Below are 11,030 nucleotides of genomic sequence, written 5' to 3'. Positions count from 1 at the left end.
AATTAGATTTTAAGTTAATTTTTTATTTTTTGTGTGTTAGCCAAGAAACTTTATTAGCTAAAGGGCTTCTTTTCTTTTTAGATTTATAGTTAAGATGATCGTAGCATCCTATATAAAAAAGGCCTAAAGATTGTTCGTTTTCTTTTAGACCAAATTTGCTTACAAAATCAATGGCGCCATCTGGCGTACTCCAATAAGAACCTAAATTATAAGAGGTGCATGTTAGTGCCATGTTTTGTACGGCAGAAGATACTGCCGCCAATTCTTCCCACTCAGGTAATTTTGACTTTGAGTTTTTAACAAAAACAATCCCTATCATACATGCTGCTTTTAGCGGATATTCTTTAAGGAAATTATGTTTTAATAAAAAATCATCAGGAAGTAACTTATTTTTATAATACTCTTTGTAATACTCGGATAAATAAAGTCCATACTCCTTTAAATACTCTCCTTTAAAAACAATAAACCTCCAAGGCTCTGTTAATTTATGTGTAGGAGCCCATGTAGCATTTGTTAGAATTTCTTCTATAATCTCATCAGAAATATTTTCGCCAGTAAATTCATCTGCATATACACTTCTTCGATTTCTAATAATGTCTGTTATTGTAATATCAGATACTTTATTGTGTAACAATCTGCTATTAGATGATTTATGAATATTTTTCATCTTATTTTTTAAAATTATTATTTTTATTTAATCTAAATAATGTAAATTTGTGTTTCTATATTATTTTTATTTAGATTAATTAAGAATAACAAATCTAGTAATTATAAAATGAATTCCTAAAGAATTTTAAAAAAAAGATCACAATTAAAACCTAAAATTATGACAGAGTCTTTTCAATTAGTTGAAGTGCTAAAAGAGTCATTATCGGGCTCTGATTTCTGCCCCCCAATGGCTCCTCTTATTATTGAAGTCACCCCAAAAGAAAGAAATACTATTACAAATATTAGTGATATTCTTTCTCAAGCATATGGTAGTTATGAGGATCCCAAATATATTTCAAAACTTCATTTATATGCTTTTCAATTACTTCCAGAGCGCATAGCCAAAATTTTAAGCAATTTTGGAACTGATTTTTCCAGAAGTCAATATGGTGCGATTGTATTTAGAGGTTTAATTGATGTAGATCAAGAAGCTTTGGGACCAACCCCTCCCTCTTGGCAAGAAGCGGATTATAACAAGTTAAATAAATATGGTTTTATAGCATCCTTGTTACATGGAGCAGTCCCTTCGAAACCTGTTCAATATTATGCACAAAGAAAAGGAGGAGGACTTATGCATGCAATTATACCAGATAAAAAAATGGAACAAACACAAACTGGTGCAGGCTCTAAAACAGATTTATTTGTTCATACAGAAGATGCATTTTTATTTAATCAAGCAGATTTTATAAGCTTATTATATTTACGTAATGAAGAAAATGTACCTTCTTCATTATACTCTGTTCGATCTCATGGAGAGGTTAATGAAGTTATGAAAAAAATGTTTAATCCCATATATAAATGCCCTAAAGACGCAAACTTTAATATAAATGAAACTACAGATGAGATTATTACATCTGTTCTTTATGGAAATGAAAAATTTCCTTTTATTCGTTTTGATGCTGCAGAGCAAATTTATAATGACCAAGCAAATCAAACTCCAGAGGCATTTAAGAATCTAACTGATTTTTGGAATGATGCTAAAAAATTAATTTATAATAGCTTTATTCCTGATTCTGGAGATTTAATTTTTGTAAACAATCATATATGTGCGCATGGAAGAAGTGCTTTTGATGCGGGTATTAAAAAAGTAGACGGTAAAATTATTAAATGTGAAAGAAGACAAATGTTAAGAATGATGAGTAAAACTAGTCTCATTAATATAAGAGATGTAACTCATACAGATGATCCATATTTGATTATGGAAGAGCATTACGGAAAACTTTTTAATGAAAACCAACAAAAAGAAAATACCTGACTTATTTTTTGACCATCTCTTAAACCCTTTATTTATAACACCTTTAGATCATATCAGGCAATCTAAAGGTGTTTTTTTATTTTTATCAACAATTACTTGCCGAGTAAACCTTTGCTACGTAATTTTTTTATTATCAATTAAACCCATTTTATGCATTAGAAAATCTATTACATCTTGCAGCAGCTGCAAATACAGACGCTTTACTTCGTTTTTTAATCTACATTGTGGAGTTTAATTCTGCGAGGCTTGCTTCGAAAACAAAATATATTTTTGAAAATATACCTCGTGAGCTTGCTCCGAGGTTATTGATTTTAATCATAGCGATGCTATACTAAAATCAAAAAAAACGACTATATTTATGGTGCTTTCAAGCTTCATTACGAAGTTCTACTACATAAAGCAGGTTAAAGCTTAAAACTATATTTATAGTAGTATATAGTTTTACTTATCCATTATTGTTCTAAACTGGTAGAAAAAACGCTCTATAAGTCGCAGATCTTCGGTTATAATTTCTACTACACCTCTCATTTCTTGTTTAAAAGGAATTTCTTTATTGTAGGTAGTGATTAGTTTATCGGGTAAAGCAACATCAATTAGATACATACCATCTTTATCGGGTAAAAGCGATATGTACTTTACTTTTCCTTTAAGGGTACCAAACTCACTATCTGGAAAATTTTCGAGACGAATATTAGCAGTTTGTCCTACTTTAATTTTTCCAGAATTTTGAGAAGGTGCTCTAAGTTTTGCTAAATACGAAGAGTCTTCTGACGGGATGATGATAAAAACTAAATCACCGGCAGATACGGTTTGATTTTCGGTCCAAAAATTAAGATAAGAAACTCGTCCTTCGATATCTGCAGTAAGCACATATTGTAATTCCCAGTCTTTGATACTCTTTTTTAATTGCCCAAAAGATTGTAGTACTTTTTTAAACAAATTAATTTCTTCTTTTCTTTTATTGATCTCTGTGCCTTTGGATGTTCTATTTGCATTACTAATACTTTCATTAATCTGGGATAGCTGTACATCATTATTTTCATAATTACGTTTTGCTTGCAGGTAGTCTAGTTCTTTACCTTCATATTGTTGTGCAGAGATCACTCCTTTTTCGAACAAGTTTTTTTGTCGCTGCAATTCTTTTCGTTTAAACTCCAGCTCTGTTTTTCCTAATCTTTTTTGAGCTTTAAGACTTTCTAGTCTTCTGTATAGTTCTGATAAGGATATTTGGTTCGCAATAGCGTCGTTAGAGTAGGGTTGTAGTTCTTTGTTTAAAATATATTCAGAATAGCTGTTTTCGAATATAGCAAAGCTGGTTTCGATATCCCCCAAAAATAATACGGGTAATTTATCCATAGGAAAAGAAAAGGATTTGTTACTAATCCTAATAGTATCTACAATCGATTTTAATAAAAAGACATCTTTATAATTAGCACTACTTTCTAATATAGCCAGAGGGGTGTGTTCTGGTACGATCTGATTGTCTTGTACCAATAAAGATTCTATTTTTCCATTTACTTTGGCATATTCTTTTTGAGGAGGTATTCTGGTAGTTATAATGGCCTCTGCAGGGATTACATCAGGGTACTTAACCAGCCACGAAAGAAATAATAATAATAGAATTAAAACCAGCATTAAAAGATTTCCCCATCGTATCATCCAATGCGGAACTCTGGTTAAGATTTCTTGTACCTCTTCACTACGTAATTGTATTTCTTCTAAATGATCTGGCATAGTGTTTAATTATGTATTGCGATTTTTTTAATTTAATAGTTATTTGTCATCCCAGTGTAGACTGGGATCCATTTTTTGTGCCGTACTAAATCAAGTGGATTCCGGCCTACGCCGAAATGACAAACCAACTCATTTCTATAACATTCAATTTTGTCATGTAGGATACAGTTTTGATATTCTAATCTAAGAATTTATCCTGTGCGTTTCATCTAATTCCTAATTCGTAACTCAAGTATTATTTACCTAATTCTAATTGATTTTTAACCAAGTTGTAATAGTTACCTTTCTTTTTGATCAATGCTTCGTGATTTCCTACCTCTACAATATGTCCTTTATCCAGAACCACAATTTGGTGTGCATTTTTTACAGTACTTAATCGGTGAGCAATAACCATAACGGTTTTGTCTTTAAAAAAGGTATCCAGTTTTTCCATGATAACTTTTTCATTGTTAGCATCCAGAGCAGAGGTAGCTTCGTCAAAAAACAAGTATTTAGGATCTTTGTATACTGCTCGGGCAATAAATAACCGTTGTTTTTGTCCAGTACTTAATCCAACACCTTCCATTCCGATTTTTGTATTATAAGAAAGAGGAAGTGTTTCTATGAATTCTTTAATATTGGCTACATCTACGGCATGAGCTAATTTTTTCTTATCTATATAATCATCTCCTACAGCAATATTATTTGCTATGGTATCATTAAAAATATACCCTTCTTGCATTACTACTCCAAAATGATCTCGCCATGATTTTTGAGATACATTTTGTAGATCATGAGGCCCAATATATATTTGTCCTTCATTAGGCTCATAAAATTTAAGTAATAGTTTCATTAAAGTAGTTTTTCCGCTACCACTTACACCAACTACTGCGGTTATTTTATTAGCAGGAATAGAAAGATTTAAATTTTCTAGTACAGGTTTATCAGAACCTACATATCTAAAACTTAGGTTTTTTATTTCAAAATCAGAAGTATCAGGTATATCCTTTATCTTTTCATCTCCGGCTTTTTCTTCGTCTTCTTTATTATGAATTTCTCCTAAACGTTCTAAGGAGATTTGTGCATCCTGTAATTCTCTTAAAAAGTTTATTAATTGTGCAATCGGCGCATTTAGTTGCCCTACAATAGCTGTTATGGCAAGCATCATACCCAGCGTAATATCCCCATCGATAACGAGTTTGGCAGAAAAAACAGTAATTAGTATGTTTTTTAGTTCGTTTATAAAAGCAGAGCCTACACTTTGGTATTGCTCCAGAGCAAGGTTTTCGATAGAGATTCTAAATAATTTTGCTTGCACAAACTCCCAGTTCCATCTTTTTCTTTTTTCGGCATTATGCAGTTTTATTTCCTGCATACCATTTACCAACTCAATAACTTTACTCTGTTCCTCACTAATTTGTGAAAACCGCTTATAATCCAGTTTTTTACGCTTTTTAAAGAAGATCAATATCCATGCAAAATATATAGTACTACCAATTGCAAAAATTCCAAAAATAGGAACACTATAGTAAATTAATACAATACTAAAAACTATAAGATTAACCATCGAGAATAGTACATTAAGTGAAGACATGGTTAATATTTGCTCGATACGTTTGTGATCATTAATTCTTTGTAAGAGATCCCCTGTCATTTTTACATCAAAATAGGAGATAGGCAGATTCATAAGTTTTATAAAAAAATCAGATATCAGCGATATGTTGATACGGGTACTTAAATGCAGCAGTATCCAACTTCGTAATACATCGATTAAAGTTCTACCTATAAATAACGATAGCATTGCAATAAGAACAAGGTATACAAAGTTTAGATCTTGATTTTTGATACCAACATCTACAATACTTTGGGTTAAGAAAGGAGTGATAAGTTGCAACAAACTTCCTGCACCTAGTCCTAATGCGAGTTGAAAAAGAAAGGCCTTATATTTAAATATATATTTGGAGATAAACTTAAATCCAAATTTTTCATCCTCTTCATTTAGGTTATCATTATAAAACTTGGGAGTAGGTTCTACCAATAATGCGACTCCTTCTTCTGTAGTTTCGTCTGCATTATTACCAATCCATGCTTTAATAAATTCTTCTTTTGTGTAGGTAATTAGTCCATGTGCAGGATCTGATACATATAGGGTCATTTTACCTTTGCGATTGGTCTTTACATCATATAATACTACATAATGTATTTTGTTCCAATGCACAATACAGGGTAGAGGTACTTCGTCTAATTTTTGTAGAGATAATTTTACACCCAAGGATCTAAAGCCTATTTCTTCTACCGCTTCGCTAAGTCCCAAAAGAGAACTTCCTTCTCGAGTTGTTTCACTTAATGCTCTAAGTTTTTCTGTATTAAGGACTTTTCCATAATGTTTTGAGATTATCTTAATACAGGTAGGTCCACAATCTTTGGATTCGGCTTGTTTATAAAACGGAAATTTTGGCATTAAGCTTTTTGAATTAGGATGTTTTGTGAATTACTATCTATCTACAAAGTAAAGTAATTCTTTTTTATAATACTAAAGGCTAGCTTAAAAACTATACGAGTTTCGAATTGTTATTGAGGGTATTTTTGTTTTATGTTTGCTGGTATTGATGTTGCTTATTTTGGGCTTGCCTCTAAATGGATCAGGCTATTTGCTGTATCTTTTTGTATATCCTGCTGAGTGTGTTGAAGCAGAATATACAAAAAAGATGTTGCTACTGTCCTTAATGTTTTTAATAACAATTGGTTAGGAAATAAATTGTTTTTTGGCACTATGATTGTTTATAGGTATATGAAAACATTTAAAACATCATTTTATGGAAAATAAATTACTTTTAAAAAGTGTATATATACCTAAAAGAAAGACGAATAATCCAACAGACTGGATGCAATATATACATGCAAAAGCAAGAGAAGTTCGATATGGGACACATCATTCTGTAGTGATTAAACCTTGAAAATATAGAAACTATAGGATTAAACTACATAATATATAACTAAAAAAAGAGTGCTTTATAGCACTCTTTTTTTGGGTTATATAGCTAATATAATAATATAAAATTATGTTATTATTTTGTAATAGACCATATTGCATATCCTCCTGCAGGAGCATATAATGTAGTGTTACCATCTGCATCTGTAGTTGGGGTTGCTCTGGAATTATCGGTATAATCCACCAAAGTTTTATTTATCCAATTGGTCTTCACTATTCGTTGCTTTGGCTGTTTACTAATATTCATATAAAGAATTAATCCTGGATTATCACCATTACCTTTTCTTTTCATGATATATTCATCTTTATTAGCTTCAATTATTTCAATATCCCCTACAGCCAACGTATTGTGGATTTGTATAAGAGTATTAAGTTGTCCTTTAAAGGCTTCATAGTCTAAATAAAAAATGGTAGGATATCCATCATGAGTAAGAATATAAGAGTATGCTAATAATTTATTGCCATAGCTAATTCTGTTATCAGGATTTTTATCTTTTTCTGTATCGTGATTGGCAGTAAAAGTAACTGCTTTACTTGGATCTAATTTTCTAAGCATATTATCTGCTTCTCCTAATGCAGTAAGATCTTTTGCTCTGTCCAGAGTTTCATCTAACCTGTAAAAACAAGCAAAGTCAAAAGCAGGAGAGCCAGAAGCATCTACCCAATCTTTAAGCACTTGTTGGTTACCATCAAAATTTTCTCCTACAGAGAATCCGCCAATTTTATCATTCCATGCTTTTACCCATTTTGGATCAAAACTTTTTACATAATCAAAACGCCATCCATCAAAACCAAGGGTTTTTTTATAGAACTCTGCTACAGAGTCATCTCTACCCCATAACCAATCCTGTACATAAGGTTGATCATGACAGAGATCGGTTTCTGCATAAAATAAATTACTATCGTCTTGATTATGAATATCGTTTGGATGAAAATGGTCATTAGTACGATTAAATTTTCCAGAAGCATTACCGTTGGATTCATTAAATAAAGAGTATACTTCTGTACCTCCTCGAAAAGGATTAGCTTGTAATCCACCGCCAGAGTTATGACCAATAACAATATCAGCAATAACTTCTATATCATTGGCATGTGCTTTTTGAATAAGATCTACTAATTCCTGTCTGGAACCAAAACGGGTTTTTATAGTACCGTGTTGATCAAACTCACCCACATCAAAATAATCAGATGGATCGTATCCCATAGAAAAACTTCCAGAAGCGCCTTTTCCTGGGGCAGGTAACCAGATTCTATTAACACCAGCAGCTTTATACTCTTCAATTTTGGTGCTAATTTGATTATACCATTCTCCTTTAGGTTCTACATCCCAATAAAAAGCTTGCATAAATACCCCCGCATTTTCTTTTTTTAGTTGGGTAAGATCCATTTTTAATGATTGACTAGTAATGATATCTTCTGTTTTATTTGTAGAATCATCATCCTTAGAACAACCTGTTAACCCAAGAACCAACCCTCCTAAAAGGAGGATGATTTTAGGGTATATGTTTATTGTTTTCTTCATTTTAACTATTAAAGTTTATTAACATTTTACCCTTTAGGAATGAATATGTAACGTCCATCAAGATCGTTAAACCAAATATCGTAGATACCTGCAGTAACAGGAATATTAGGAGGGTTTCCATCGGTAGTTGTCTGACCACTTATTGCGGTACTTGCACCCCAGTTACCAGGCCAGTCATTACTATGTCTAAACTTCATTTCTCCATCTGTTAAAGTTACATTTTGTATGTACCAAAGATGCTCATCAAAAGCTGATTTAGTCATATCGGTATCTGCATCCCATTTATCTGGAGTAGCATCCCCGATAATACCTATGGAGGCAAAGGTTGCTGCGGTAGAAGCATCATAAGCAGCAATTGTAAATGTTTTATCTTCTATATTAGCAGTTACTTCATAATATCCTTCTGCAGCTACACTAAATGAGTCTGGATCAGAACCAGTTCCATCATTTACAGATAAAGTACTGCCATCGTTTGTTCCCCACTGTGGTTGCCATTGCCCCAGAACTTCTAAAAACTTGAAAGCAATATCAGTACCCGTTAAAAACTTACCTGTATATTTAAATTCATTTGGGTTATCAGGGTCTCTTACCAAAGGAGGATTGTTATTATCGTTTTCCCATCCCGGTGCAGTTGCATTTCCTACCAGAAAAAGATTTTTTTGTTGGATTATTGTTGCATAAGGAGTAACAGTAATAGCTATTACATTAGATGAGATAGAGGATCCACCATTACTCCCTATAGAAGAGATTAGTCGTAATTCTAAAGATGCTTCGGTATCTGGTGACAATCCCAATACAATTGCCAGACTATTAAGTTCCCCTATCGTCCAACTATAAAAACGACTTGTGGTTACAGCTACTTCTTGTGGAGTAGCAAAGTTTGTACCTGCAGCAGCAGCTTCGATTTTGTACGTAATAGGGGTGTTTATATTATAACCAGCATGCTCCCATACTAATGTAAAAACCTGCTCTGCTTCTAAATCTTTAATAAGGTTAACAGTTGTGTTAGCAGTTACAATTAAAGGCCCTTCAGATTGTTCTTCTTTAATAACAAATGTTGGGTCTTCATCTTCAACACATGCATTGAAGCATAATGCAGTTATGAATATAAATATTAATATTGAAATTTTTTTCATGACTGTATAAATTAAATTTGTATTAGTTTTTTAGAATCCAGGATTTTGTCCAAGATTTGGATTAGCCGCTCTACTGGATGCAGGCACAGGAAATAATTTAAAGTTATCTGAAATAGCAGATCCGTTTGGTGTTCCTCCTTTATATCTCCAGTTATAAGCTCCACCTGTATATTTATCATGTCGGATTAAGTCTTGTCTTCTGTGTGCTTCCCAATATAGTTCTCTGGATCGTTCGTCAAGGATAAAATCTAAAGTAAGCTCTGTATCGGTTATATTGCCAGAAGGATTCCCGAAAGCTCTTTCTCTTAAAGCATTAATATATCCAAGGGCTGCTGCTCGATCTCCACCACCATTTTTAAGATGTGCTTCTGCGTACATTAGATATACATCTGCCAATCTAAACATAGGAAAATCAGTATCTGCAAATGTTACATTAGATCCAGGTTGCCCTGTTGATTTTATATTAGAATATTTTGTTACCAAATATCCTTTAGAGAAATCTGTAAAATCAGTACCAATTTCAATAGGTCTATCTACTGTTGCAACTGTAGGATCTGTACTTACATCTTGTGTAACTAAAGTATTTCGGCTATCATTTACAAAAAGAAGATTAGAAACAAATTTTTCCGAAAATTGTTTCCTAGCTCTATATAAAGTAGTAAAACCTTCTACACCAAGGGATGCAGGAGTAGGTTCAAATCCTGCTGCATTTTGTTCTCCTTGTATGATAAGAGAAGCGCCTCCAAAGTTTCGTACAGAAGATCCATCACCAACCACAGGAAATATGATTTCGTTCTGTGCACCGTTAGTATCGTTATCTGCATTAAAATTATTTAAGTAATTTGGGTTTAAAGAATACCCACTATTAATTATCTCTTGACATACTTGTAAACAATCTGTATATCGATCTTTTCCTTTACCTAAATATACTTCGGCATTTAAATAGATTTTTGCTAAAATCATTTTAGCAACTCCTTTGTTTACACGAGCATAATTTTGCCCTGGATTAACATCCAGAAGTTGACTTTCTACCGCTAAAAGTTCTTCTTCAATATAATTAAATAAAGCCTCTCCTTTAATTTCTGGTACTCTGGTAAAACCAACAGCATCATTTTCTGTAGCAAAAGGAGCTCTTCCGTATAAATCTAATAAGTGATAATAAGATAAAGCCCTAAGTACTCTTGCTTCTGCTCTAAAAGTTTGAATTTCACTTTTTAAATCTGCAGAAACTCCTCTACTATCTAATTTGCCATCGGTTGTTTGGCGTAAAAACTCGTTAGCTAAGGATATCTGAAAAGAAGCTCTGGAGAAAAAACTAAGTACAAATACATTATTATCATCCCAACTATTTCTTTGTATATCTCGAATACCAGGGTCATTTTCATAACTCCAGATTACTTCATCGGTAGATACATTTTGCATAGAGAATAACCCTCGTATATATTGGCTGGTACCATCGTCTATTCCTTCAAGGTTAGCAGTGTCAGGTCTTCCGTCGGCATTAACGTCTAAACCTATTAAAGATAGATTAGCATATACTCCTCCTAGGGCACTCCTATAATCATCTCTAGTGTTAAAGACATCATTTGCTAGTAAGTCATCGTCGTCTTCTAGTTTAATATCCAGATCCTTTTCGCAAGAGGTAAAAATACCTATGGATAGAAATGCGTATAAAAAAATATTATATAGTTTCATTTCCTGATT

Annotated in this window: 8 protein-coding genes; 2 read left to right on the top strand and 6 right to left on the bottom strand. The window is 32.6% G+C overall.

Annotation, left to right across the window (positions count from 1 at the left end; translation table 11 throughout):
- Nucleotides 1–22 precede the first annotated feature (22 nt).
- The gene (locus H527_RS0111130; protein WP_051316727.1) at nt 23–667 is read right to left on the bottom strand and encodes a nitroreductase family protein; all 645 of its coding nucleotides are present in this window, start codon (nt 665–667) and stop codon (nt 23–25) included.
- Between the two features lie 159 nt (nt 668–826).
- Between H527_RS0111130 and H527_RS0111125 the strand changes: the two genes are divergently transcribed.
- Complete coding sequence (locus H527_RS0111125; RefSeq protein WP_035087925.1) at nt 827–1,963, top strand: Fe(II)-2OG oxygenase family protein; 1,137 nt, start codon at nt 827–829, stop codon at nt 1,961–1,963.
- A gap of 441 nt (nt 1,964–2,404) precedes the next feature.
- Here H527_RS0111125 and H527_RS0111120 read toward each other — a convergent pair whose 3' ends face one another.
- Together H527_RS0111120 and H527_RS0111115 are read right to left on the bottom strand one after the other, a co-directional pair.
- Entirely contained in the window at nt 2,405–3,697 is a 1,293-nt protein-coding gene (locus H527_RS0111120) for an HlyD family secretion protein (RefSeq protein ID WP_027412791.1), read from the bottom strand.
- 235 nt (nt 3,698–3,932) lie between these two features.
- Nucleotides 3,933–6,137 carry a peptidase domain-containing ABC transporter gene (locus H527_RS0111115; protein WP_027412790.1) on the bottom strand — a complete coding sequence of 735 codons (2,205 nt, stop codon included), beginning with the start codon at nt 6,135–6,137 and terminating at the stop codon, nt 3,933–3,935.
- A 355-nt stretch (nt 6,138–6,492) separates the two neighbouring features.
- Between H527_RS0111115 and H527_RS23955 the strand changes: the two genes are divergently transcribed.
- A complete protein-coding gene (locus H527_RS23955; protein WP_155837869.1) occupies nt 6,493–6,633 on the top strand; it encodes a hypothetical protein in 141 nt (46 codons plus the stop codon).
- A 111-nt stretch (nt 6,634–6,744) separates the two neighbouring features.
- Here H527_RS23955 and H527_RS0111100 read toward each other — a convergent pair whose 3' ends face one another.
- The 3 genes from H527_RS0111100 to H527_RS0111090 are packed head-to-tail and all read right to left on the bottom strand — an operon-like array spanning nt 6,745 to nt 11,021.
- Complete coding sequence (locus H527_RS0111100; RefSeq protein ID WP_027412789.1) at nt 6,745–8,190, bottom strand: alpha-amylase; 1,446 nt, start codon at nt 8,188–8,190, stop codon at nt 6,745–6,747.
- Nucleotides 8,191–8,216: 26 nt separating this feature from the next.
- Complete coding sequence (locus H527_RS0111095; protein ID WP_027412788.1) at nt 8,217–9,326, bottom strand: SusE domain-containing protein; 1,110 nt, start codon at nt 9,324–9,326, stop codon at nt 8,217–8,219.
- A gap of 30 nt (nt 9,327–9,356) precedes the next feature.
- Nucleotides 9,357–11,021, bottom strand: a complete 1,665-nt coding sequence (locus tag H527_RS0111090) for a RagB/SusD family nutrient uptake outer membrane protein (protein WP_027412787.1) — start codon at nt 11,019–11,021, stop codon at nt 9,357–9,359.
- Between the last annotated feature and the right edge of the window lie 9 nt (nt 11,022–11,030).

The organism is Aquimarina muelleri DSM 19832 (genome assembly GCF_000430665.1).
Lineage (GTDB): Bacteria > Bacteroidota > Bacteroidia > Flavobacteriales > Flavobacteriaceae > Aquimarina > Aquimarina muelleri.
Note: the sequence above shows the minus strand (reverse complement) of the source record. Positions and strands in the feature narration are given on the sequence as shown.

Coding starts and splice junctions, on each gene's coding strand:
- H527_RS0111130 (WP_051316727.1), bottom strand. CDS start 667: ATGAAAAATATTCATAAATCATCTAATAGCAGATTGTTACACAATAAA.
- H527_RS0111125 (WP_035087925.1), top strand. CDS start 827: ATGACAGAGTCTTTTCAATTAGTTGAAGTGCTAAAAGAGTCATTATCG.
- H527_RS0111120 (WP_027412791.1), bottom strand. CDS start 3,697: ATGCCAGATCATTTAGAAGAAATACAATTACGTAGTGAAGAGGTACAA.
- H527_RS0111115 (WP_027412790.1), bottom strand. CDS start 6,137: ATGCCAAAATTTCCGTTTTATAAACAAGCCGAATCCAAAGATTGTGGA.
- H527_RS23955 (WP_155837869.1), top strand. CDS start 6,493: ATGGAAAATAAATTACTTTTAAAAAGTGTATATATACCTAAAAGAAAG.
- H527_RS0111100 (WP_027412789.1), bottom strand. CDS start 8,190: ATGAAGAAAACAATAAACATATACCCTAAAATCATCCTCCTTTTAGGA.
- H527_RS0111095 (WP_027412788.1), bottom strand. CDS start 9,326: ATGAAAAAAATTTCAATATTAATATTTATATTCATAACTGCATTATGC.
- H527_RS0111090 (WP_027412787.1), bottom strand. CDS start 11,021: ATGAAACTATATAATATTTTTTTATACGCATTTCTATCCATAGGTATT.